The following is a 22966-nucleotide window of genomic DNA, read 5'->3' on the forward strand; positions in this document are numbered from 1 at the left end:
TGTACCCACCACAAGGCTTGTTTGCTTCATGCCTCTATCGTCTCAGCACTTGGCGCAGATGCCAACCATGGGCGCGAGGGATTTATGCAGACCTTCCTTAACGCAAGCGACAAATCATGCACTTGTCGCGCGGGCGAGTAAACAAGGTGGGGGGGGCAAGCAACCAAAATACTTACATTTTTATCCGAGGAAGCCCGGCCCCAACTTACCCAGTGCAAAAAATTGCAGTCACATAACGTGTGGGCAGGGGAAAGTCGTGCCGCCATAATGGTTAGCACGCTACTTCGGACGCATAGAAGTCCATGCGCCAGCAGACCTGCTTATTGGCTGCAAGTCACTTAGGCAGCAGCCAAGCCATGGGCATGCCTTGTGCTCAGTTCACATCCGGTATATCGCTGTCGGTCTTCTATTCGAATACACCGTTTGCCGAAAGAATTTTTGTCGGGATGGCTGATCAGGCAGGCGCAGGCTCAAGCGCCACCCGGTGTGAGCGCCGGGTGGTCGTCGCTGCCCTCCAGCGCGATACCGGGCAGCGTCTGCGCCACCACGCTCACCAGTTGCCACGCCTGGGCAGCCAGCGGCGACAGGCTCCGGTGGCGGCGGTGGACCAGCATCAGGCGGTGGTCCACCTGCGGGGTGAGCGCACGCACCACCAGGGAGGGTGGCAGTGTGCAGTGCAGCGCCAAGGCCGGTAGCACCGCCAGGCCGATGCCGGCCTCCACCATGCGGAGGACGGTGGTGGGATGGCCCAGCTGCTGCACGACTCTCGCTTGCACTGCGTGATGCACCAACGCCTCATCGATGAGCCGCCGGCTGCCGGATGCATGGTCGAGCAGCACCAGACCATGGCCGTCCAGGGCCTGCCATGCGACACATGGACGTCCGGCCAAGGGGTGCCCGTGCGGGCAGACCAGACAAAACGGCTCGCGGAACAGGGTTTCGCAGTGCAGGTCTTCGGCCATGGCCGGGTCCACGACCACGCCGAAATCGACATCGCCGGTGCGCACGCTGTCGAGTACGTCCTGCTGGATCCGATCCAGCAGCACGATCTCCACGTTCGGCGCGCTGCGGGCCGATGCGGCGATGCAGGCCGGCATCAGGCTGGCCGAGAGCGTCGGGCTGCTGCCCACCCGCACCCGGCCGCGCCGCAGCTGGGCCATGCCGCGTACGTCGAGCAGGGCCGCCTCCAGGTCCTCCAGCACCCGCTCCAGGTGGCTGTGCAGCCGCCGGCCGGCATCGGTCAGGGCCACCTCGCGGGTGGTGCGGTCCAGGAGCCGCAGGCCGAGCGACTGCTCCAGCTCGCCGATGGCGCGGCTCACCGCGGGCTGGGTGATGCCGATGCGCTCGCCGGCCTTGCTGAAGTTGCCGGCCTCGGCGACGGCCAGGAACACCTTGAACTGGCGCAGGCTGGTATTCATCACGCGGAATCATATATTCATCAAATAAATCCATTTGTGTTTTGAATCGCGGGCGTGTGCAATCGCGGCTTCCCGATTCCGCCACGTCTTGCGCCGCCGACCCCATGAGCCGATCCCGCTTCCTGCCCGACAACTTCACCCTGTCCCTGCTGGCCACCGTCGCGCTGGCCAGCCTGCTGCCGGCCTCCGGCTCGGTGGCGCGGGCGTTCGAATGGATCACCACCGGCGCGATCGCGCTGCTGTTCTTCCTGCACGGCGCCAAGCTCTCGCGCGAGGCGGTGGTGGCGGGGCTGACGCACTGGCGGCTGCACCTGGTGGTGGTGGGCACCACCTTCGTCCTGTTCCCGGTGCTGGGACTTTTGCTCAAGCCGCCGCTGCTGCTGCTGGTGACGCCGGCGCTCTACACCGGCGTGCTCTACATCTGCGTCCTGCCGGCCACGGTGCAGTCGGCGATCGCGTTCACCGCGCTGGCCCGGGGCAACATGCCGGCGGCGATCTGCAGCGCCTCGGCCTCGACGATGCTGGGCGTACTGATCACGCCGCTGTTGGTCAAGCTGATCGTGCAGCCCGGCGGCGACGCGCACCAGTCGTTCGACGCGGTCGGCCGTATCGTGCTGCAGCTGATGGTGCCCTTCGTCATCGGCCACCTGATGCGCCCTCTGCTGGCCAGCACGATGAAGCGCTGGTCGCCGGTGCTGCGGATGGTCGACCAAAGCTCGATCCTGCTGGTGGTCTACACCGCCTTCAGCGCCGCGGTGATCGAGGGCCTGTGGCGCCAGGTGCCGCTGAGCAGCCTGGCCGGGCTGGTGGTCGTCTGCGCGGTGCTGCTGGCGATCGTCCTGACCTTCACCACCTGGACGGCGCGCCGCCTGGGCTTCTCGAAAGAAGACGAGATCACCATCGTCTTCTGCGGCTCCAAGAAGAGCCTGGCCAGCGGCGTGCCGATGGCCGAGGTGCTGTTCGCCTCGCATGCGGTGGGCGCGATCGTGCTGCCGCTGATGCTGTTCCACCAGATGCAGCTGATGGTCTGCGCGGTGCTGGCGCAGCGCTACGCACGGCGACCCGATGCGCCGGCGGCGCTCGAAACGCCCGCCGCGCGGTCCGCGCCGTAGCGCTTCGCGCCGCGCTGCCGGCTGCGCCGCCCGGCGGCCCCCGTGGCGACTCATAAACGAAATATGCCTCTAGCCGGCGCCGCACGCCGACCACTAGCTATCAATTCAGTAGCATGCGATCTGCGGCGTCACGCCGGCGGCACCTGATCGCGCAACCGGTTCGGCGCCAGCACCCCGGCCGAGTCCAGGATCGGGTAGGCGATCGAGCAGATGTGGGAGTTGATCCGCTTCAGATCGCTGATCAGGTCGATGTGCAGCGAGCTGGTCTCGATGCTCTGCACCGTGTTGTCGGAGAGCCGCCCCAGGTGGGTGGTGGCGTAGGCCCGCTCCAGGTCGCGGAACAGGGCCTTTTGCTCCAGCAGCTTCTGCGCGTCGCGCACGTTGCCGTTGAGGAACACGCTCATGCCGAGCCGCAGGTTGTCGATCAGCCGCTGGTGCAGCTCGGCGATCTCGGCCATGCCGGCGGCCGAGAAGTTGCGGCCCTTCTTGATCTTCTTGTCCTCGATGTCCTGCAGCACCCGCTCGATGATGTCGCCGATCTGCTCCATGTTGATGGTGAAGCTGATGATGTCGGTCCAGCGCCGGCCTTCCTCCTCGCCCAGCGCCTCGCGGGAGATCTTGGTCAGGTAGTACTTGATCGACGAGTAAAGCTCGTCGACCGTATCGTCCATCTTGCGCAGCTGTTCGGCACGCTGCAGGTCGTTCTTGCGGATCACGTCGAGCACCCCGATCAGCATCGTCTCGACCAGGTCGGCCTGGTGCAGCGCCTCGCGCGCGGCGCAGGACATCGCCAGGCTGGGGGTGGAGAGGGCCGACGGGTCCAGGTGGTGCAGCCGCTGGTGACCGTTGCCGGCCCTGGGCGCGGGCAGCACCCACTGCACCAGCCGCGCCACCCGGTTGGTCAGGCCGATGAAGCCGATGCTCACCACGATGTTGAAGGCCAGGTGGAACATCACCACGCCGTAGGTGGCATCGGGCAGGCGCGGTTGCACATGGCGCAGCCACAGGCCGATGAAGGGCGCCACCAGGGCCACGCCCATCAGCTTGAAGACCAGGTTGCCGACGGTCACCTGCCGCACCTCGGCCGGAGACTTGGCTGTGGTCAGCACCGCCAGGATGCCGCTGCCCAGGTTGGCACCCAGCACCAGACCCAGGGCCACGTCGAGCGGCACGACGGTGGAGCTGGCCATGGCCGCGATCAGCAGCACGATGGCCAGGCTGGAGTAGGCCACCACCGCCAGCACCGCGCCGAGCGCGATCTCCATCAGCAGGTCGCTGGTCACCGATACCAGCAGGGCACGGATGGCCGGCGAGGCCAGCAGCGGCTCGGTCGCCTCGACCACCAGGCGCAGGGCCAGCAGCATCAGCCCCAGGCCGATCAGCACCCGGCCCACCCGGCCGGCGGTGCCCGCCTGGCGCGCGACGAACAGCACCACGCCGACGAAGATCATCAGCGGCGACAGCCACGACAGGTCGAACGAGAAGAACACCGACATCAGCGCGGTGCCCACGTCGGCCCCGCGCATCACCGCCAGGGCCGAGGGCAGGGTGATCAGCCCCTGGCCGACGAAGGACGAGGTCATCAGCGAGGTGGCGGTGCTCGACTGCACCAGGGCGGTCACGCCGATGCCCGAGAGGGCGGCGGTGAAGCGGTTGCCCACGCTGCGGGCCAGGATCTTGCGCAGGTTGGCGCCGAACACCCGCAGCACGCCGGTGCGTACCAGGTGGGTCCCCCAGACCAGCAGCGCCACGGCCGCGAGCAAATTCAACAGATGCTTCATGTACGAGCGCCCGGACGCGCATGTCTCCTTGCGACGCCGGACCCGCGGGGAACGAAGAATGTCGGCTAGCGGAACGTCGGCGTCAATCGATCAGTGTGCCATTGTCGTAGAAGGGATAGGGCCCCTCGGTCTCTGTGCTGGAAACCAGGTGCGTCACCAGCGGCCCGGCCGCCGGCTGCGCCAGGATGCGGAACTGCGCCGGCTCCACCACCCACTGCGAGGCGGCGTCCTCGGCCAGGTCCAGGAACACCGCATGCGCCGGCGCCGGCGAGGTGCAGGCGATGGTGCCGCCGAAGCGCGCGTCCACCGCCCGGTGCACATGGCCGGCGACGACCCGCTCGACGTTCGGATGCCGCGCCACGATGGCCTCGAAGCGGGCGGCGCCCTCCAGCAACCCCTGCCGGTCCATGTGCCCGATCAGGGTGGCGAAGGGCGGATGGTGCAGGGCGACGACCACCGGCCGGCCCCGGCTCGCCTCCAGCGTGGCCTCCAGCCAGTCGAGCCGCGCCTCGCACAGCGCGCCGTGGCCGTGGCCCTGCGTGACCGAATCGAGCGCGACCAGCCGCAGGCCGCCGATGTCGACGGTGTACTGGACGAAGGGGCCGGTGCCCAGGTAGGCGTGATCGGGGAAGCCCGCCCGCAGGGCCGCCCGGTCGTCGTGGTTGCCGGGCATCAGGTAGACCGGCATCGGCAGCGGGGCCAGCAGCTCCCGCAGGTAGGCGTATTCGGCCGGGCGGCCGAAGTCGGTCAGGTCGCCTGTGACGACGACCGCGTCGGGCCGCTGCACCAGCCGGCCGACGGCGGCGACGGTGGCGCGCAGGTAGGCGGCGGTGTCGATCCGGCGGTAGGCCAGGCGGCCGGGCTCGCGGATGTGCAGGTCGGTGAGCTGCACCAGGAAGGTGGTGGGGCGTGGGGTGGCGGTCATGCGGTTGCGGTGGAGGAAGAAAGGGAGGGTGCATCGGCCGGGCCGGGCATCAGCCGGCCGGGCGCGATCTGGATGCCGACCGCGTCGCCCAGCTGCCACGGGCTGTCGCGGTCCACGTCGGCGACCAGCAGGGCGGGCTGGTCGGCCAGGGCCAGCCGCAGCTGCACCCGCTCCCCCAGGAAGGTGCGGCGCGCCACCGTGGCCCGCGCGGCGGTGCCGTGCGGCGCGACGATGCGCACGTCCTCCGGCCGCACCAGCAGCGTGGCATGGCCGGCCAGGCCCTCGGGGCAGGCCAGCGTGGTGCCGCCCAGCAGCACCGTGTTCTGCGCCCGCTGGGCCGGCGCGCGCGCGAGCCGGTTCACCCGGCCCAGGAATTCGGCGACGAAGGCGTGCTGCGGCGCGCGGTAGAGCTGCTCGCCGTTGCCGATCTGCACGATGCGGCCGGCCTGCATCACCGCCAGCCGGTCGGCGATGGCCAGTGCCTCCTGCTGGTCGTGGGTGACGTGGATCGCGGTGATGCCCAGGCGGCGCAGCAGGTCGGCCAACTCGTCGCGGAGCGACTCCTTGAGCTTGGCGTCGAGCGCGGTCAGCGGCTCGTCGAGCAGCAGCACACGGGGCCGCACCGCCACCGCGCGGGCCAGGGCCACCCGCTGGCGCTGGCCGCCCGAGAGTTCGGCGGGGCGCTTCTTCTCCAGCCCGCCGAGCCGCACCAGGTCGACCAGCTCGCCCACCGCGCGGCGACGCTCGGCCTCGGCCACGCCGCGGATCTTCAGGCCGTAGCCGATGTTGGCCTCGACCGTCATCTGCGGAAACAGCGCGTAATGCTGGAACACCATGCCCACGCCGCGCTGCTCGATCGGCAGGCGGGTGACGTCCTGGGTGCCGAAGGCGATCCGGCCGCCGGCATCGGGAAGTTCCAGCCCGGCGACCATGCGCAGCAATGTAGTCTTGCCGCAGCCCGAGGGGCCGAGCAGCGCCAGCACCTCGCCGGGCTCCACCTGCAGGGTGGTGGGCTGCAGGCTGCGGGCGCCGTCGGGGTAGGTCTTGGCGCAGTCGGTCACCTGCACGCCGGTGCGGGCACGGGCGAAGGCCGAGGCGGCGCCGGAAGGGGTGGCGGTATCAGTTTCCATGGCGGCGTTGCAGCAGGTTGGCCAGGTGCTGGAGGGCCCAGAGCACCGGCAGGATCACGATGAAGAAGACCAGGGTGTAGGCCGAGCCGATCTCGATCCGGGCCGAGGCGTAGCTGTCGGCCAGGCCCACCGGCAGGGTGCGGGTGAGCGGCGTGTGCAGCATCCAGGTCAGGTTGAACTCGCCCACCGACAGGGTGAAGACCATCAGGCAGCCGGCCGCGATCGCGGGCAGCACCGCCGGCACCAGCACGCCCGCCAGGCACTGCCAAAAGCCGGCGCCCAGGGAACGCGAGGCCTCTTCCAGCGCCCGCAATTCGCGCCGCTGGAAGGCCGAGCCCACCACCCGCACCATGAAGGGCAGGGTGAACACGATGTGGCCCACCAGGATGAAGGCGAAGCTCCGCCGGAACGCCGCGATCTGCCCGTAGGCCAGGATCAGCGCCAGCGCGGTGGCCAGGCCCGGCACGGCGACCGGCAGGGTCAGCAGCTCCTCGAACACGCCGGCCCAGCGCGAGCGGCTGCGGGCCAGCGCATAGGCGCAGGGCACGCCCAGCAGCAGCGTCGCGACGACGGTGCCGACGGCGATCGCCAGCGACCCGCCGATGGTGCCGCCGTAGCCGTCCAGCACCTCGGCCAGCCAGCGCAGCGTGAAGCCGCTGGCGATGCCCCGGCTGTAGTCGTTCACCAGCCCGGCGACGACCGACAAGGCCATCGGTGCCAGCATGAAGACGGCCACCGCGAGGGTGGTGGCCAGCAGGAAGGGGGAAGCGGTGCGGGAGACGCGCATGGTCATCGGGCCTGTGGAAAGGGAGGGGCGGCGGATCGGCTACAGCGGCGCGGCGCCCAGCCGCCGGGCCACGAACAGCACCAGCCAGGTCACCAGGCCGAGCGCGATCGACAGCGACGCGGCCAGCGCGAAGTTGGCGTAGTTGGTGAACTCGTCGTAGATGGTGATCGGCAGCACCTCGAACTTGCTGGCCAGCGTGAAGGCGGTGCCGAAGGCGCCCATGGCGGTGGCGAACAGGATCGCGCCGCAGGCCAGCGTGGTGGGCGCCAGCTCGGGGATCCACACGTCGCGCAGTACCCGCAGCCGCGAGGCGCCGAGCGAGCGGGCGGCTTCCTCCAGCGCCAGGTCCATCGCCTCGGCTGCGGCGGTGTAGGTGGCGATGGCGCGCGGCAGCGAGAAGTACAGGTACGCCAGGAAAAGCCCCAGCAGCCCGTAGGCGAAGGTGATCCGCCCCCGGCTCGCCGCATCGGTCAGCCCGGCGACCACGCCTTGCCGGCCGCCCAGCAGGATCACGAAGAAGCCGACGATCACGCCCGGGAACGACAGCGGCAGCGTCAGCAGGGCCAGCAGCACCTGCCGGCCGGGGAAGCGCCGCCGCGCCAGATACACGCCCACCGCGCCGCCCAGCAGCAGCGTGGCGAGCGTCACCGTCACCGACAGCACCACCGTGTCGAGCAGGCTGGCGAGGTAGCGCGGATGGGTCAGCACCGCGAAGTAGCCCTCCCAGCCGTCGCGCGCCGGCAAGCCCACCAGCAGCACCACCGGCAGCAGCCAGAAGGCGGCGAAGAAGATCGCCGCCGGCGCCAGGCAGGCGAACAGCAGCGGGCGCGATGCGGTGGCGCTGGGAGGGGTCATGGTGGTGGTGCGAAGTCTGCGTTGCGAACAGCGGCAGCGCTCAGCGCACGGCCTGCAGGTACTGTTCCGAGAAAGCCTTCTGCACGGTGGCCATCTGGCCGTAGTCGACCGTCCTGGCGCGGGCGTAGTCGGCGGCGGGCAGGAACTGCGCCTCGACGTCGGCCGGCATCGCGTCGGCGCGCACCGGGCGCAGATAGGCGCGGGCCCAGATGGCCTGACCTTCCTCGGAGAGGACGAAGTCGAGCGCCTTCCTGGCATCGGCCGCGTGCGGCGCCTTGGCGACCATGCCCATCACGTAGGGCACCACCAGCGTGCCTTCGGCGGGAATCACGAATGCGACGTTGGCCTTGTCCTTGTACCTGGCGCGGTAGGCGTTGAAGTCGTAGTCGAGCAGGATCGCGATCTCGCCCGACAGCACCCGGCCGTAGGCGGTCTGCTTCGGCACGATCGGCTCGTTCTGCTGCAGCGCCTTGAAGTAGTCGAGTGCGGGGCCGAAGTTCTCCAGCGTGCCGCCGCGCGCCTGGTTCACCGCCACCGCGCCGACGTAGCCGACGAAGGCCGACGACGGATCGAGGTAGCCGACCAGGCCCTTGTACTCGGGCTTGAGCAGGTCGGCCCACGACTTCGGCACCGGCTTGCCCTTGAGCGCGTCGACGTTGACCATGAAGCCGAGGGTGCCCGAGTGGATCGAGAACCAGTGGCCCTGCGGGTCCTTCAGGCCGTCGGGGATCGTGTCGAAGCCGGCCGGCTTGTAGGGGGCGATCAGGCCGTCCTTCTGCGCCTGGATCGCGAAGGTCACGCCCAGGTAGGTCATGTCGGCGACCGGGCTGGCCTTCTCGGCGGTCAGCTGGGCGAGCGACTGGCCCGAGTTCTTGTTGTCGGGCGGCACCGTCACGCCGGTTCTGGCCTTGATCGCCTTGATCTGGGTGCCCCAGTCGGCCCATTCGGTCGGGCAGTTGTAGCAGATGGCGGTCTGGGCCATGGCGGAGCCGCCGGCGAGGCCGAGGGCGAGCAGGCCGAGACGGGCCCAGTGGGTGAGAGCGTGGCGCATGGGAGGGGAACCTTGTGCGTTGGGGGTTGGAGAGGAAAGCGCGAGGGGAGATGCGGAGAGACGAATGCGGTGCGTCAGGCGGCGACCCGCGCGGGTGCCACGGCGGCCGGCGCGGTCGATTCGCCGTCGCGAAAGCCATGGGCCAGCAGCTCGCTGTCGGCGCCCGAGGGCCGTGCGTCGCGCGCCAGTGCCGCCACCAGGATGTCGACGCCGCGGCGGCCGATCTCGTGGTGCGGCTGCACGACCGTCGAGAGGATCGGGGTGAGTTCCTCGCCCAGGGCGATGCCGTCGAAGCCGACCACGCTCAACTGCTCCGGCACCCGCAGGCCCAGCAGGTGGGCGGCGCGCAGGCAGCGGATGGCGAGCAGGTCGTTGGAGCAGAAGAGGGCGGTCGGCCGGTCGGCGGGCGCCAGCAGCGCGGCCACCGGGCCGGCCGCGCTGGCGACGAATGGCACCTCGACCAGGCGCGCACGGCTGCCGGGCACCGCGGCCATGCCGTGCAGGAAGCCGTCGCGGCGCTGCCGGGCCCGGTCGGAGGCGGCGAGCGGGCCGCTCACCATCGCGATGTTGCGGTGGCCTTGGCGCGCCAGCCGCTCCACCACCGCGGCGACGGCGGCCTCGCTGTCGACCGAGACGCAGGGGTGCGCCGCATGCCGGTTGTAGAGCAGCACGTAGGGCACGCCGTCGGCCTGCAGCCGCTCCAGCACCGCCGAGCGGGCGGGGTCGGCCACCACCAGCAGCATGCCGGCGGCGCCTCCGGCCAGCAGTTCATTCGCGGCCTGTTGCTCGTGGGCGAGTTCGTAGTCGGTCGTGACCGGCAGGATCGCGTAGCCTGCCGCACGCGCCGCCTGGGCGATGCCGTCGAGGCATTCGGCGAAGACCGGGTTGTGCAGCGTCGGCAGCACCACGCCCAGCACCCGGCTGCGCTGGGTGCGCAGGGTGCGGGCGCTGGAATTGGGCAAATAGCCGAGCGACCGGGCGGCGGCGAGCACCCGGTCGCGGGTGACGGCGGCCACCCGGTCCGGGAAATTGAAGACCCGCGAGACCGTGGCGACGGAGACGCGGGCGTGCTGGGCGACGTGCTGGATGCTCATGTGAAAACGATGTAAACGTTTTCATTGGAGCCTCCGGCCGTGACACGGCGATGACGCCCGCGGTCAGGCGGGCGCCGCCGTCTGCATCAGGGCGTCTTGTTGCGCCGCATCCGCAGCAGCTCGTCCAGGATCAGGCACGCCGCGCCCAGCGAGATCGCCATGTCGGCGATGTTGAACGCCGGGAAGTGCCGGCCGCCCAGGTGGAAGTCCAGGAAATCGACCACGTAGCCGTGCATCATCCGGTCGACCACGTTGCCCACCGCGCCGCCCAGGATCGCGGCCAGCGCGAAGGAGAACAGCCGCTGGCCCGCATGCGCACGCAGCAGCCACAGGATGAAGCCCGCCGCCGCCACGCCGATGCCGGTGAACAGCCACCGCTGCCAGCCCGACGAATCGGCCAGCAGCGAGAACGCCGCGCCGGTGTTGTGGGCCCGCACGATGTTGAAGAAGCCGGTGATCGTGGTGCTGTCGCCCAGCCGGTAGCGCGCCAGGATCATCGACTTGGTGACCTGGTCGGCCACGAAGAGCAGGGCGGCGAAGCCCAGCCAGGGCAGCATGCCGGCGATGCGGGAGCGGTTGGTGTCGAGTGCGGTCGTGGCGTTCATAGAGAAACCTTCATGCTGCGCATTGCGGTGCGAGCCCCCTTCGGAGCGGCCGGGCGGGGGCTCATGCATGGCTCCGGACTTCGCCGGCACCGAAGAGGTTGCTGGTGCAGCGGCCGCAGATGGTCGGATGCGCCGGGTCGTGGCCCACGTCGGCGCGGTAGTGCCAGCAGCGTTCGCATTTGGCATCGGATGTGGCGCTGGCCGTGATGGCGAGAGGACCTCCAGCTACCAATTCGATAGCAGAAGCGATGAAGACGAACTTCAGGTCGTCGCCCAGCCCCTGCAGCAGCGCCAGGTCCGCCGGCTCGGCCGCGATCCGCAGGTTGGCCTGCAGCGACGAGCCCAGCCGGCCCGCGGCGCGCAGGGCCTCGATCTCCTTGTTGGCCAGGTCGCGGATCTCGCGCAGCCGGGTCCACGGTGCCAGCAGGGCGTCGTCGGTGTCGTCGAAGCGGGCGAAGGTCTCCAGGAAGATGGTGTCGGAGCTGCCGACGATCTTCCAGGCCTCCTCGGCGGTGAAGCTCAGGAACGGCGCCATCCAGCGCAGCATCGCCTGGGTGATCTTCCACAGGGCGGTCTGCGCGCTGCGGCGGGCCGGCGATTTCGGCGCGGTGGTGTAGAGCCGGTCCTTCAGCACGTCCAGGTAGAAGCCGCCCAGATCTTCCGAGCAGTAGAGCTGCAGCTTGGCGACCACCGGGTGGAATTCGTAGACCTGGTAGTGCGCCAGGATCTCGGACTGGAACTGCGCGGCGCGGGCCAGCGCGTAGCGGTCGATCTCCAGCAGGTCGGCGTCGGCGACGCCGTCCGTCGCCATGTCGAAGTCGCTGGTGTTGGCCAGCAGGAAGCGCAGCGTGTTGCGGATGCGGCGGTAGGCATCGACCACCCGGGCCAGGATCTTGTCGTCGCCGGCGATGTCGCCGGAGTAGTCGCTGGCGGCCACCCACAGCCGGATGATCTCGGCGCCCAGCTTGTCGGCGGTGACCTGCGGATCGACGCCGTTCTTGAGCGACTTGCTCATCTTGCGGCCCTGGCTGTCGACGGTGAAGCCGTGGGTCAGCAGGCCCTTGTACGGCGCCCGGTCGTACATGGCGCAGGCGGTGAGCAGCGAGCTGTGGAACCAGCCGCGGTGCTGGTCGTGGCCTTCCAGGTACAGGTCGGCCTCGGTGCCGTGGGTGTGGTGGCCCTCGTCGCGCCCGCCACCCTGGGCGATGCTGTCGTCGAAGTGCGAGCCGCGCAGCACGTGGAAGTGGGTGGTGCCCGAGTCGAACCACACGTCGAGGATGTCGTTGCCCTTGGTGTAGTGCGCCGCGTCCTCCGCGCCCAGGATCTCCTCGGCGGTGGCCTTGCTCCAGGCCTCGACGCCGCCGGCCTCGACCATTTCGGCGGCGCGGTCCATCAGCTCCATCGTGCGCGGGTGCAGCTCGCCGGTCGCGTTGTGCAAAAAGAAGGGCAGCGGCACGCCCCAGTTGCGCTGGCGCGAGATGCACCAGTCGGGCCGGCCGGCGATCATGTCCCGCAGCCGCGCCCGGCCGTTCTCGGGGAAGAAGCCGGTCTGCTCGATCGCGTCGAGCGCCAGCTGGCGCAGCGTCTTGCCGGCCTTGTCCTGGGTGAAGACGCCTTCGCCCTCGTCCATCCGCACGAACCACTGGGCCGCGGCGCGGTAGATCACCGGCGTCTTGTGGCGCCAGCAGTGCGGGTAGCTGTGGACGATCTCGGTGCTGGCGAAGAGGCGGCCCGCGTCGCGCAGGGCCTCCACGATCACCGGCGCGGCCTTCCAGATGAACTGGCCGCCGAAGCGCGGCAGTTCGTCCACGTACACGCCGTTCGCCTGCACCGGGTTCAGGATGTCGTCGGTGGTGAAGCCGTTGGCGACGCAGGAGTTGAAATCGTCCACCCCGTAGGCGGGCGACGAATGGACGATGCCGGTACCGTCGTCGGCGGTGGCGTAGTCGGCCAGGAAGACCGGCGACAGGCGGCGGTAGCTGTAGGCACCGGTGCCGGCATCGGCCACGTCGTGCAGCGGATGCTTGAAGCGCAGGCCGCCCAGCTTCTCGCCGGGCACGGTGGCCAGCACCGTGCCTGCGAGCTGGTAGCGGGCCAGCGCCTTCTCGACCAGGGCCGCGGCCAGCACCAGCAGGCCGCGCGGCGTGTCGACCAGCGCGTAATCGAGCGCCGGGTTGAGGTTGAGCGCCTGGTTGGCCGGGATGGTCCAGGCGGTGGTGGTCCAGATGACGGCGAAGGCCGGCTTGTCGAGCGCGGCCAGGCCGAAGGCGGCCGCCAGCTTTTCGGGTTCGGCCGATTCGAAGGCCGCGTCGATCGTCCGCGACTTCTTGTCGGCGTACTCGATCTCGAACTCGGCCAGCGACGAGCGGCAGTCGAAGCACCAGTAGACCGGCTTCAGCCCACGGTAGACGAAGCCGCGCTCCATGATGCGTTTGAGCGCCCGGATCTCGTCGGCCTCGTTGCCGGGGTTCATCGTCAGGTACGGGTCTTCCCAGTCGCCCAGCACGCCCAGGCGTTTGAAGTCTTTTTTCTGCAGGCCGATCTGCTCGGTGGCGTAGGCGCGGCTCCTGGCCTGCACCTCGTCGCGGCTCAGGTTGCGGCCGTGCAGCTTCTCGATCTGGTTCTCGATCGGAAGGCCGTGGCAGTCCCAGCCGGGCACGTAGAGCGCGTCCATGCCTTCGAGCTGCCGCGCCTTGACGATCATGTCCTTCAGGATCTTGTTGACCGCGTGGCCCATGTGGATCTGGCCGTTGGCATACGGCGGGCCGTCGTGCAGCACGAACTTGGGCGCGCCGCAGCGGGCCTCGCGCAGGCGCTTGTAGATGCCTTGGTCCTCCCAGTCCTGCACCCAGCCCGGCTCGCGCCTGGGCAGGTCGCCGCGCATCGGGAACGGCGTGTCGGGCAGGTTCAGGGTGGCGCGGTAGTCGGTCGCGGCGGCGGCGGAAGCATCGTGGGCGTCGGACATGGAGAAACTTCGTCGAAGGGGGTTTCGACAGGCTCGGCCCGAACGGGGAGGGTGGTCGGAGCGGGGAGGGTCAAGCCGTTCGCCCTGAGCCTGTCAAAGGGCGGCAGCGGTGCCGGTGCGGCACGGCGGGCTCGGGTCAAATTCGGTCGCGCGAGGTCTGGCGGTGGGTCTGGCCATGGTTGCGCTCGTGGGCCTCGGCCTGGCGCCGTGCGAAGAAGGCACGCGCGTCGTCGCAGTCCCGCGCGATGCCTGCGGTCAGGGCATCGAGGCTGGGGTAGCGCAATTCGTCGTGCAGTTTGTGCAGCAGGTCCACGCGGATGATTTTACCGTAGGCCCCTTCGGCGCCCAGCGCGGCGGGCCAGTCGAGGCAGTGGGTTTCCAGCAGCACCCGGCCGCCGTTGACGTCCGCCGGGTCGAGCGAGGGCCGCACGCCCATGTTGGCCACGCCCGGCAGCGGCACGGTGCCCAAGCCGTGCACCTGCACCGCGAAGATGCCCGCTGCCGCCGGCTTCCAGTGCGAAAAGCGCAGATTGAGGGTGCGGAAGCCGTCGCCCTGCCCGGCGGCCGTGGCACCCAGCTCGCGCCCGAGTTTGCGGCCGTGCACCACGTGACCGCTCAGGCTGTAGGGCCGGCCGAGCAGGCGGGTGACGTCGTCCATCCGGCCGGTGGCCAGCGCCTCGCGCACCGCCGAGCTGGAGACGCGCAGGCCGCCCACCTCGTAGCTGTTCATCCGGGCCACGTCGAAGCCGGCATGCGCGCCGGCGGCGTCCAGCATCGCGTAGTCGCCCATCCGCTGGGCGCCGAAGCGGAAATCGTCGCCCACCAGCACGTAGCGGGCGCCCAGGCCCTCCAGCAGCACCCGGTCGATGAAGGCCCGCGGCGTCCGCAGGGCCAGTTCGGCATCGAAGCGCAGCACGATCGCCTGGTCGATGCCGCAGCGCGCCAGCTCTGTCAGTTTGTCGCGCAGGGTGGCGATGCGGGCGGGTGCCAGGCTGGCCTTGCCGGCGGTGGCGGCGAAATAGTCGCGCGGATGCGGTTCGAAGGTCAGCACGCAGCTCGGCACGCCGCGGTGCTCGGCCTCGTTGCGCAGCAGCGCCAGCATCGCCTGGTGGCCCCGGTGCACACCATCGAAATTGCCGATGGTCAGCGCGCAGGCCTGTGACACGCCAGGATGGTGGAACCCTCTGAATACGTTCATCTCGACTTTCACTCAGACCCGGCGCGTCGCAAGGCATCCACCGCCGCGACCCACTTCCGGGACCACCGCGAGGAGGGTGGCGAAGACACGCAGTGCGAAGCCTGGGGGAGAGCCGGTGTTATGGTTTTGATAGCAAAGGCCGCAGCCGGGGCGCGCGGCAGACGCCGATTTGTCATGAACGGGGTATATTGTGACCCAGCGTGCACGCGTCCTGGCAAACCGCGCGCTCCGTCCGAACCATCTGAAATGCGTGCCGGCGACCTTCGTCTGTCGAGAGAGTGATGCCGGCCTCTTGAGGAGCCGTGTCGTGAAGGTATTGAAGTTGTCGGCCCAGGGACTGCCCCAGTCCTGGATCAGCCTGGAGCAGGCGGTGATCCACTACGCGTCCGACGAGGTCCGGTGGGAGTCGGGCGCCCAGATCGCGGTGTTCCACGGCGGCACCAACGCGATCACCGGCCTGCAGTCCAGGATCGCTGTCAACAGCATCATCGGCACCCGGGGCGTTCCGCGGATCAACCCGTTCGAGATGCGCCCCGGGCTCACCAACGCGAAGCTGTTCGCCCGCGACCGCAACGTCTGCGCCTACTGCGGCCAGCACTTCCACGAGACCGACCTGACCCGCGAGCACATCAAGCCGTTCGCGCAGAAGGGCGCCGACACCTGGATGAACGTGGTGACCGCCTGCAAACCCTGCAACCACCGCAAGAGCCACCGCACCCCCGAGCAGGCCAACATGCCGTTGCTCTACACCCCGTACGTGCCCAGCCTGTGGGAAGACTTCATCCTGCGCAACCGCCGCATCCTGGCTGACCAGATGGAGTTCCTGATGGCGCATGTGCCGCGGTCTTCGCGGCTGGTGGATTAGCGGCTGCCGTGCGTGTGGGGGTGTGCCGCTTTTCGGAGGGGATGAGGCTTTAGCCGGCTGTATGCCACCGTTTGTGGAGCGGTTGGCACCACCGTCTCTCGCAAGCATCAGATACCCCGCTGCGTCTCCGACCTCTGGGTGGCCCACTCTGGCCCGGAAGGAGCTTCTCGCGTGAGGAGCGCAGTGCGGGACTGCTGAACAGATTCGATGAGACTTTGTCGCGTCGCCGAATGTACCGGCAAACCAAAGGAACGCGCGATCCCGGCGGCCTCAATACTTGCTGCGAGAGATTGGCTGGAGGCCCGAAGGGAGGCTTCGCTCATGAACTCAGGCTTCAGATTGAGAGGCACCGCCCTTTCCGCACCGACGGCTCCGGTGCGGGTGAAGTTGCTCCAAGAAAGTGCCTCGCCAGGCACCGTGAGCGCCGACAACGTGTCGATTTCCTTTAGCCGCGCCGACAGATGCGAGATGACGTCACGCATCCAGGATCGCGCCGACCCGCGGGCGAACTCGGCGCGGGTTTCGGTAGATGCGCTGCCGCAGTGCGAATCCTCGCGCAGATGCGCAGGCGTCCTCATCCAAGCATCCATCATGATGTCATCGTCGCGCAGTTCAGTTCTCGATGACAGCGCTTCGGCCCAAGCGTGGTCCACACCGTTCATGCGCGCGATCCGTAAGGACTCTGGCGACTCCGACAAGCCCAACCGGGCATTGGCCACGACGCGGGCGTGTTCGCCACAGTTGCCGGCAGCGGACATGCTCGCAGCGACAGTCTTGGTGATGAAGTCGAGTGCGGCCTCGGAGGCCTTTTCGTCCGGGAAGTGGTATTTGAGCGACCGGGCAAAATTGGGCGGCCAACACCCACTCAACTGCGTCATGTTGCGGGTGAGCTGCGACACGCGTCCGGTGGTGGATGCTGGCCGGTAGCTTGCCGAGCGCTTCAAGAACGCCTCTGCGTCTCTCAGCGTCTGAACTCCAACGTATGACCGGCCTTCACTGGCGCTGATATCCGATGCCACGTTGCCGCGGCCGTAGTACAGAGTCTCGATGCCCGCAACGACGGCCTGTTGCCCTCGACGCAGGGCACTGATCGTATCGGAATCATCGACTCTCCGACCGACGGATGCCCGGGCGAGCAGGTATCCGGCAAGAGGAAGTTCCTGCGAAGACACAGTGGCATTGCTTGCGGAGTATCTGCGCTGTCGGTCGTCGGGACCATATCCCTGGCCACCTCGAGAGTAGCTCGCAAGCGTTTGTGCAATCGCGTGCGAGTCGGCGGTCCGCGTCGAAGTGCTGGCATCGCTGCCACGATAACTGGGTTCATAAGAACGGGTGGCCGTCCTTGTGGAGATATCCGATCGAGGGAGTGACGAAGTACGTCTGCTCGTATGTAAAAGCGCATCTGTTACGGGGAAAGTCGAAGACGTACGGTATGTACTGCTCCGAGAGGATGCGTTTTGACGGTCTTCCTGTTCGTCGAAGCTGCTCTGAATACCTGAGTTTGCGGCGCTGCTGACAGTCGATGTGTTTCCTGGCATCTGGTTTCCTCCCGTGTTTGGCCGCTTCGGCTCCTGTCAACATCTGCGCAGCAGCCATTCGGCAGCCAGCTGGAAGATTGGACCGGTTCGCGGGCGGGGGTGGGCCTCGATCCGAAGTGCCATGCGTCCGGGCGAAAAAAGTCGGTCGCAGTCTTGGGCTTCGAGGCGGTTGGATCGACCAGATGTGCCCTCCATGAATGTCCGACTGAGGACAAGATCGAAGGGCCGGCTTGTGCAAGCCATCTTCAGACTAAGAGCGGCTAACACAACCCTTCTGGCGTCGTTGCCGCACCTTGTCGTACTACTCGTACTGTCTGCGATGCGGTGCCTAGCCAGAACCGCTTCGCTGGGTTGTGTTAGCCGCTCTAAGGACCGTGTGAACCTCGGTAGGTCAGCTCGAGAAACGCCAGGTGCCCGCCGGCTAGCGGCCAGGTCCGCCCCACCACTTTCTCGCCATTGAAGGTGCCGACGATCGCCCGGTCGGCTCCGTCGGCGAGCAGGCGCTTCGATGCCGCCACGCCCGCGCCGCTGGTGGGCGGCACGTCGGGCAGGGTGCTGCTCCCGTCGAAGGTGACGGTGTCGCGCTGCAGGTCGAAATAGCCGCGCGGACGGGTGAAGCTGACGACGGCTTGGGCGCTGCGCTCGGTGTCCACGATGCGTTCGGCGCGCAGGTGGACGATGTCGCTCGACCGCGGGAAGCCGCTGCGGTAGATGTGGGTGATGGCATAGCCCTGCGCGGTGACGACGAACTCGTACGGCGTGCCGGGGGTGGCGGTGAACGGGCCCCAGCGGCCGTCGGCGCCGACCGTCCGGCGGTGCGCCGTGCCGCCGCAGCGGGCGCCTGTGTCGGGGTCGGTCGCGTAGATCTCCACCGTGGCGCCGGCCACCGGCAGGTTGTTGCTGACGTTGCCGGGGGCGGCGTTGCCGGCCACGCCCACGCCGCTGACGATGCCGTCGAGCACCGGGGCGGCCTCGGCCTGCACCGTGGTCGAGAGCGCCGCGGCGCCGGTCAGGAAGCGCCAGCCCGCGTCGAACGCGGCGGGCGAGTACGAGGTTTCGCGGGGGTCGATCTTCGGGATCACCACGTTGGTCGCGCCGCGCAGCTCGGGGCCGGCGGCGGTGACGAAGGTGGGCAGGCCGGGCCGGCCGATCCACAGGCCGTCGGGCTGGGCGAATTTGTCGTTGCCGTCGGAGCGCACCGTGAGCCAGCGGGCGGGGCCGTCGATCTCGTCGCCGGCGGCGTTGCGGGGCGCGTTGAGCGCCTTCAGGAACGGGCCGGTGCCGGAGAACTCGCTGCCTTCGCGGTAGCCGGGGATCGCCCACACGCCGTGGTTGGGCGTGCCGCCCAGCACCACCTCGCGCACCTTGGCCGCACCGCCGCCGCGGGCGATGTAGTTGCGGATCGCATAGCCGCCGCGCGAGTTGCCCATCAGCACCACCTGCTGCGCGCCGGTGCGGGCCAGCACCGCGTCGACCTCGCTGCGCAGAAAGGCCATGTGCTCGGCGGTGGAGGTGCGGCCGGCCTGGGCCACGGTGTCGTCGTCGCGGGCGCTCGGGTAGGGCACGTTGATCGCATAGAGACGGTCGCGCGGCCAGCCGTTGGATTCGAAGCGCCACATCGTCGTCTGCCACAGCGCGGCGCTGTCGCCGTTGCCGTGCACGAAGACGAGCGGCGGATAGTCGACGGCCGAGGGGTTGGACGAGCAGCCGGCCAGGGCGGCGGCGGCCAGGCCCAGTGCGGTGAGTACGGTGCGGCGGGAGGTCGTCATGGTCGGGTCCTGTTGCGGGGACGGTCGAGAGCGTAGGCCACGAAAAAGGCCTGCGTACGACGCAGGCCCGGCAGCGGTGGGTGGGCAGCGCCGGCGGCGGCGCTCAGGCGAAGACGCCGGCGGTGTCCTGCATCCGGGCCGACACCTCGCCCAGGTGGTGCAGCGTGTCGCCGAAGGTCATCTCCAGCTGGGTCAGCCGCTTGAAGTAGTGGCTGGCGATGTACTCGTCGGTCATGCCGATGCCGCCGTGCAGCTGCACCGATTGCTGGCCCACGAAGCGCATCGACTGGCCCAGCTGCACCTTGGCGCGCGCGAGGGCGCGGCCGCGCTCCTCGGCGGGCGCCTCCAGCTTCAGCGTGGCGTAGTAGCCCATCGAGCGGGCCAGCTCCAGCTGCATCTTCATGTCGGCCAGCCGGTGGCGCAGCGCCTGGAAGCTGCCGATCGCCACGCCGAACTGCTTGCGGGTGTTGAGGTACTCGACCGTCAGCGCCACCGCCTTGTCCATCGTGCCCACCGCTTCGGCGCAGACCGAGGCGATGCCGATGTCGGCCGCGTGCCGCAGCGCCGTCAGGCCGTCCTGCACCGCCAGCTGGGCGGGCGTGTCGGCGAGCGCGACTTCCGCGGCGCGGCTGCCGTCCTGCGTCAGGTAGCCGGTGGCGGTGGCGCCGGCCGCGCCGCGCTCGACCACGAAGAGGGCGATCCGGCCGTCGAGCTGCGCGGGCACCAGCCAGGCGTCGGCGGCGTCGCCGGCCGGTACTATACTTTTGCTGGCAGTCAGCCGGTATCCGTCGACGGCTGCGACCGCTTTCGCTTCGCAAACGTCGAGCCGGTAGCGCGCCTTGCGCTCCTGGTGGGCCAGCACGACCAGCGCCTCGCCGGTGGCGATCTTGGGCAGCCAGGCGGCCTTGGCCGCATCGGTGCCGTAGGCGCCCAGCACGCCCGAGACGATCAGCGTCTGGGCCAGCGGCTCCAGCACGATGCCGCGGCCCAGCTCTTCCAGCACCACCATGCCGTCGACCGGGCCGAAGCCCAGGCCGCCGTGTTCCTCGGCGATGTGGAGGCCGGCCAGGCCCAGCTCGGCCAGCTCGCCGTAGGCCTCGCGCGAGAAGCCGCCCTCGGCCACGATGCCGCGCCGGCGCTCGAAGCCGTAGCCCTTGTCCACCCAGCGGCGCACCGCGTCGCGCAGCTGTTCCTGGTCGTCGGAAAAATCGAAATCCATATCTTGTCCTAGCGAAGCTCTTGCGGGAGCCCCCTCTTGGAGGGGGTGCGGGGGAGCGGTGTTGTCGCGCTTCGCGCGGACCGTTCTACGGCTTCAGCCGAGAACGGTCTGCGCGACGATGTTGCGCTGGACCTCGTTGGATCCGCCGTAGATCGTGGTCTTGCGCATGTTGAAGTAGTTGGCGGCCAGCGGGGCGTGCGACACGTCGCCGCCGGGGAAGTCGCCCTGCCAGCCGGCCTCCATCGCCTCGCGGATGAAGGGCAGGCTCAGCGGGCCGGCGGCCAGCATCATCAGCTCGGTGTAGCGCTGCTGGATCTCGCTGCCCCTGATCTTGAGCAGGCCGGCGATGTCGAGCGCGTTGCGGCCCGATTTCTCGGCCGACAGCACCCGCAGGACCAGCATTTCGAGCGCCACCACGTCCACCTCCAGCAGCGCGATCCGGTCGAGAAAGCGCGTGTCGTCCCAGACGCCTTCGGCCCGGGCGATGCGTTTCAGGCGCTCCAGCTCCCGCTTGGCGCGGTTCACGTCGGCGATGTTGGTGCGCTCGTGGCTCAGCAGGTGCTTGGCATAGGTCCAGCCCTTGTTCTCCTCGCCGATCAGCTGGTCGGCGGGCACCTCGACGTTGTCGAAGAAGACCTCGTTGACCTCGACGCTGCCGTCGAGCAGCTTGATCGGCCGCACCGTCACGCCGGGCGATGTCATGTCGATCAGCAGGAAGCTGATGCCGGCCTGGGGCTTGCCCTCGGTGCCGGTGCGCACCAGGTTGAACATCCAGTCGCCGTACTGGCCGAGCGTGGTCCAGGTCTTCTGGCCGTTGACGATGTACTTGTCGCCCCTGCGCTCGGCGCGGGTCTTGAGCGACGCCAGGTCGGAGCCTGCGCCCGGCTCGCTGTAGCCCTGGCTCCACCAGACCTCGCCGCTGGCGATGCCGGGCAGGAAGCGCCTGTGCTGCTCGGGCGTGCCGAAGGCCATGATCACCGGCGCCACCATCACCGGGCCGAAGGGCACGATGCGCGGCGCGCCGGCCAGGGCGGTCTCTTCCTCGAAGAGGTGTTTCTGGATGGCCGTCCAGCCCGGGCCGCCGAATTCCTTGGGCCAGCCATAACCCAGCCAGCCCTTCTTGCCCAGGATCCTGGCCCAGCGCTGCATGTCGTCGCGGGTGAGATCGACGGCGTGGTGTACCTTGTGCGCGATGTCGGCGGGCAGGTTGTCGCGCACCCAGGTGCGGATCTCCTCGCGGAACGCCTGTTCTTCGGGGGTGAATGCCAAATCCATCGCTTGTCTCCTGTCGATCGACAGGTTTTAGCACGGTCGTTCGCATGCCCGTGTCCGGGCTGCGACAAGGGCGATCAGGCCGGCGCGCGGTCGCCGCGGAGTCCGGCCAGTTCGGCCTTCAGCGCGGCGACCGCCGCCTCCAGCGCCTCGACCCGCGCGGCCAGGCCGGTCGCGGGCGCGGCGCCGTCGGCGGGCCCCGCTTGCGCATAGCTCTGCACGTCGACCGGGCCCCCGACCAGTTGCACCCAGCGCGCCTCGCGGGCACCCGGCGCGCGTGGCAGGCGCAGCACCAGCGGTCCGCCTTTTTCTTCCGAGCGCTCCGACAGTTCGTCCAGAAACGCCTCGACCGAGCCGATGTCGGCGAAGCGGTGCCAGCGCTCGCCGTGGATGCGCAGTTCGCCGGCGGTCTGCGGTCCGCGCAGTATCAGCAGGCCGAGCAGGGCGGCGGCCGCGCCGGGCACCGCGTAGGCGCGCTCGACGTTGTGTTCGTACCGCGTCGCGCGGCCTCCGCTGGTCTCGAAGACCAGGCTCAGGCGCTTGAGTTCGTCGAGCGCCTCCTGCGCCTCGCCGTCGGTCACCTGCATCGCCGGCTCGCGGCTGGATTTCTGGTTGCAGCCCGAGACCACCGCGTTGAGCGTCAGCGGATAGCTGTCGGGCACGGTGCGCGCCTTTTCCATCAAGGTGCCGAGCACGCGCTGTTCGAGAGGGGAGAGAGGTCTGATCGCCATAATGCCGGCCCACATGAAAAACCAAAACCTCGTCATTCTGATCTCCGGTGCCGGCTCCAACATGCGGGCCATCGTTCAGGCTGCGGAACGCGAGGACTGGCAGGGACGGTTCGAGGCCCGGGTGGCGGCGGTGGTCAGCAACAAGGCCGACGCGCCGGGCCTGGCCTGGGCGGCGGAGCAGGGCATCGCCACCGCGGCGCTCGACCACAATGCCTATGCGAGCCGCGAGGATTTCGACGCCGCACTGGCCGCGGCGATCGACCTGCACGCGCCCACGCTGGTGGTGCTGGCCGGCTTCATGCGCATCCTGACGCCGGGCTTCGTCGCCCGCTACGACGGCCGGATGGTCAACATCCATCCCTCGCTGCTGCCCGCCTTCCCCGGCCTGCATACCCACGCCCGCGCGATCGCCGCCGGCTGCGCCTTCGCCGGCGCGACGGTGCACCGGGTGACGGCCGAGCTGGACCTGGGCCCGATCCTGGGCCAGGCGGTGGTGCCGGTGCTGCCGGGCGACACGGCCGACGCGCTGGCGGCCCGGGTGGTGACGCAGGAGCATCTGCTGTATCCCCGGGTGTTGGCCGGTTTGCTATTAAATTGATAGCTGGATGCCGTCGTCGCACGTCGGCTGCAGGCACTTTCTGTCTGGAAATT

19 protein-coding genes are annotated in these 22966 nt (G+C 69.1%); 3 read left to right on the top strand and 16 right to left on the bottom strand.

All coding sequences use genetic code 11. The features are described 5' to 3' along the window. Positions 1-470: 470 nt before the first annotated feature. Positions 471-1418, bottom strand: coding sequence for a LysR family transcriptional regulator (locus tag DFQ15_RS13965; protein ID WP_110466569.1), 948 nt, complete (start codon positions 1416-1418; stop codon positions 471-473). Between the two features lie 104 nt (positions 1419-1522). Between DFQ15_RS13965 and DFQ15_RS13970 the strand changes: the two genes are divergently transcribed. Beyond that, positions 1523-2530: a bile acid:sodium symporter family protein gene (locus DFQ15_RS13970; RefSeq protein ID WP_110466570.1), complete on the top strand. Its 1008-nt coding sequence runs from the start codon at positions 1523-1525 to the stop codon at positions 2528-2530. Between the two features lie 128 nt (positions 2531-2658). Here the strand turns inward: DFQ15_RS13970 and DFQ15_RS13975 are convergent, their stop codons facing one another. The 10 genes from DFQ15_RS13975 to DFQ15_RS14020 form a co-directional block, all read right to left on the bottom strand. Next, a complete protein-coding gene (locus DFQ15_RS13975; RefSeq protein ID WP_110466571.1) occupies positions 2659-4311 on the bottom strand; it encodes a Na/Pi cotransporter family protein in 1653 nt (550 codons plus the stop codon). Between the two features lie 82 nt (positions 4312-4393). Next, positions 4394-5236, bottom strand: coding sequence for a phosphodiesterase (locus DFQ15_RS13980; protein WP_110466572.1), 843 nt, complete (start codon positions 5234-5236; stop codon positions 4394-4396). After that, the gene (locus DFQ15_RS13985) at positions 5233-6366 is read right to left on the bottom strand and encodes an ABC transporter ATP-binding protein (RefSeq protein ID WP_110466573.1); all 1134 of its coding nucleotides are present in this window, start codon (positions 6364-6366) and stop codon (positions 5233-5235) included. Before DFQ15_RS13985 ends, DFQ15_RS13980 begins: the two co-directional genes overlap by 4 nt. Then, complete coding sequence (locus tag DFQ15_RS13990) at positions 6356-7153, bottom strand: ABC transporter permease (RefSeq protein WP_110466618.1); 798 nt, start codon at positions 7151-7153, stop codon at positions 6356-6358. The genes DFQ15_RS13985 and DFQ15_RS13990 overlap by 11 nt, the downstream gene beginning before the upstream one ends. 39 nt (positions 7154-7192) lie before the next feature. Beyond that, positions 7193-8008, bottom strand: a complete 816-nt coding sequence (locus DFQ15_RS13995) for an ABC transporter permease (RefSeq protein WP_110466574.1) — start codon at positions 8006-8008, stop codon at positions 7193-7195. 40 nt (positions 8009-8048) lie between these two features. Further along, complete coding sequence (locus DFQ15_RS14000; protein ID WP_110466575.1) at positions 8049-9059, bottom strand: ABC transporter substrate-binding protein; 1011 nt, start codon at positions 9057-9059, stop codon at positions 8049-8051. 74 nt (positions 9060-9133) lie between these two features. Further along, positions 9134-10153, bottom strand: a complete 1020-nt coding sequence (locus tag DFQ15_RS14005) for a LacI family DNA-binding transcriptional regulator (RefSeq protein WP_110466576.1) — start codon at positions 10151-10153, stop codon at positions 9134-9136. A gap of 86 nt (positions 10154-10239) precedes the next feature. Further along, the gene (gene lspA, locus DFQ15_RS14010; protein WP_110466577.1) at positions 10240-10758 is read right to left on the bottom strand and encodes a signal peptidase II; all 519 of its coding nucleotides are present in this window, start codon (positions 10756-10758) and stop codon (positions 10240-10242) included. 61 nt (positions 10759-10819) lie between these two features. Then, positions 10820-13723, bottom strand: a complete 2904-nt coding sequence (ileS, locus tag DFQ15_RS14015) for an isoleucine--tRNA ligase (RefSeq protein WP_110466578.1) — start codon at positions 13721-13723, stop codon at positions 10820-10822. 136 nt (positions 13724-13859) lie between these two features. After that, the gene (locus DFQ15_RS14020) at positions 13860-14921 is read right to left on the bottom strand and encodes a bifunctional riboflavin kinase/FAD synthetase (protein WP_110466579.1); all 1062 of its coding nucleotides are present in this window, start codon (positions 14919-14921) and stop codon (positions 13860-13862) included. Between the two features lie 307 nt (positions 14922-15228). Between DFQ15_RS14020 and DFQ15_RS14025 the strand changes: the two genes are divergently transcribed. After that, on the top strand, positions 15229-15786 hold the full coding sequence (locus DFQ15_RS14025; RefSeq protein WP_110466580.1) for an HNH endonuclease: 558 nt from the start codon (positions 15229-15231) through the stop codon (positions 15784-15786). Between the two features lie 107 nt (positions 15787-15893). Here the strand turns inward: DFQ15_RS14025 and DFQ15_RS14030 are convergent, their stop codons facing one another. The 5 genes from DFQ15_RS14030 to DFQ15_RS14050 all read right to left on the bottom strand — a co-directional run bounded on the left by DFQ15_RS14030 (position 15894) and on the right by DFQ15_RS14050 (position 22315). Next, positions 15894-16958, bottom strand: coding sequence for a hypothetical protein (locus tag DFQ15_RS14030; RefSeq protein WP_146228754.1), 1065 nt, complete (start codon positions 16956-16958; stop codon positions 15894-15896). A gap of 731 nt (positions 16959-17689) precedes the next feature. Then, the gene (locus DFQ15_RS14035) at positions 17690-19093 is read right to left on the bottom strand and encodes an alpha/beta fold hydrolase (protein WP_110466582.1); all 1404 of its coding nucleotides are present in this window, start codon (positions 19091-19093) and stop codon (positions 17690-17692) included. 103 nt (positions 19094-19196) lie between these two features. Then, a complete protein-coding gene (locus DFQ15_RS14040; protein WP_110466583.1) occupies positions 19197-20312 on the bottom strand; it encodes an acyl-CoA dehydrogenase family protein in 1116 nt (371 codons plus the stop codon). A gap of 93 nt (positions 20313-20405) precedes the next feature. Then, positions 20406-21587 (bottom strand): acyl-CoA dehydrogenase family protein, encoded by a 1182-nt coding sequence (locus tag DFQ15_RS14045; RefSeq protein WP_110466584.1) that lies wholly within the window; start codon positions 21585-21587, stop codon positions 20406-20408. 74 nt (positions 21588-21661) lie between these two features. Next, complete coding sequence (locus tag DFQ15_RS14050; RefSeq protein WP_110466585.1) at positions 21662-22315, bottom strand: YceH family protein; 654 nt, start codon at positions 22313-22315, stop codon at positions 21662-21664. Between the two features lie 13 nt (positions 22316-22328). On the opposite strand from DFQ15_RS14050, the gene purN reads away from it, so the two are divergent. Further along, complete coding sequence (gene purN / locus DFQ15_RS14055) at positions 22329-22913, top strand: phosphoribosylglycinamide formyltransferase (protein WP_110466619.1); 585 nt, start codon at positions 22329-22331, stop codon at positions 22911-22913. The last annotated feature ends 53 nt before the right edge of the window (positions 22914-22966 follow it).

Origin of the sequence: Xylophilus ampelinus, assembly GCF_003217575.1 — a bacterium.
Lineage (GTDB): Bacteria > Pseudomonadota > Gammaproteobacteria > Burkholderiales > Burkholderiaceae_C > Xylophilus > Xylophilus ampelinus.

Bases quoted from the DNA above. Each gene is read 5' to 3' on its own strand.
- ileS (WP_110466578.1), bottom strand. From the start codon at position 13,723: ATGTCCGACGCCCACGATGCTTCCGCCGCCGCCGCGACCGACTACCGC.
- DFQ15_RS13980 (WP_110466572.1), bottom strand. From the start codon at position 5,236: ATGACCGCCACCCCACGCCCCACCACCTTCCTGGTGCAGCTCACCGAC.
- DFQ15_RS13970 (WP_110466570.1), top strand. From the start codon at position 1,523: ATGAGCCGATCCCGCTTCCTGCCCGACAACTTCACCCTGTCCCTGCTG.
- DFQ15_RS14000 (WP_110466575.1), bottom strand. From the start codon at position 9,059: ATGCGCCACGCTCTCACCCACTGGGCCCGTCTCGGCCTGCTCGCCCTC.
- DFQ15_RS14050 (WP_110466585.1), bottom strand. From the start codon at position 22,315: ATGGCGATCAGACCTCTCTCCCCTCTCGAACAGCGCGTGCTCGGCACC.
- DFQ15_RS14020 (WP_110466579.1), bottom strand. From the start codon at position 14,921: ATGAACGTATTCAGAGGGTTCCACCATCCTGGCGTGTCACAGGCCTGC.
- lspA (WP_110466577.1), bottom strand. From the start codon at position 10,758: ATGAACGCCACGACCGCACTCGACACCAACCGCTCCCGCATCGCCGGC.
- DFQ15_RS13995 (WP_110466574.1), bottom strand. From the start codon at position 8,008: ATGACCCCTCCCAGCGCCACCGCATCGCGCCCGCTGCTGTTCGCCTGC.
- DFQ15_RS13990 (WP_110466618.1), bottom strand. From the start codon at position 7,153: ATGCGCGTCTCCCGCACCGCTTCCCCCTTCCTGCTGGCCACCACCCTC.
- purN (WP_110466619.1), top strand. From the start codon at position 22,329: ATGAAAAACCAAAACCTCGTCATTCTGATCTCCGGTGCCGGCTCCAAC.
- DFQ15_RS13965 (WP_110466569.1), bottom strand. From the start codon at position 1,418: ATGAATACCAGCCTGCGCCAGTTCAAGGTGTTCCTGGCCGTCGCCGAG.
- DFQ15_RS13975 (WP_110466571.1), bottom strand. From the start codon at position 4,311: ATGAAGCATCTGTTGAATTTGCTCGCGGCCGTGGCGCTGCTGGTCTGG.
- DFQ15_RS14040 (WP_110466583.1), bottom strand. From the start codon at position 20,312: ATGGATTTCGATTTTTCCGACGACCAGGAACAGCTGCGCGACGCGGTG.
- DFQ15_RS14005 (WP_110466576.1), bottom strand. From the start codon at position 10,153: ATGAGCATCCAGCACGTCGCCCAGCACGCCCGCGTCTCCGTCGCCACG.
- DFQ15_RS14035 (WP_110466582.1), bottom strand. From the start codon at position 19,093: ATGACGACCTCCCGCCGCACCGTACTCACCGCACTGGGCCTGGCCGCC.
- DFQ15_RS14045 (WP_110466584.1), bottom strand. From the start codon at position 21,587: ATGGATTTGGCATTCACCCCCGAAGAACAGGCGTTCCGCGAGGAGATC.
- DFQ15_RS13985 (WP_110466573.1), bottom strand. From the start codon at position 6,366: ATGGAAACTGATACCGCCACCCCTTCCGGCGCCGCCTCGGCCTTCGCC.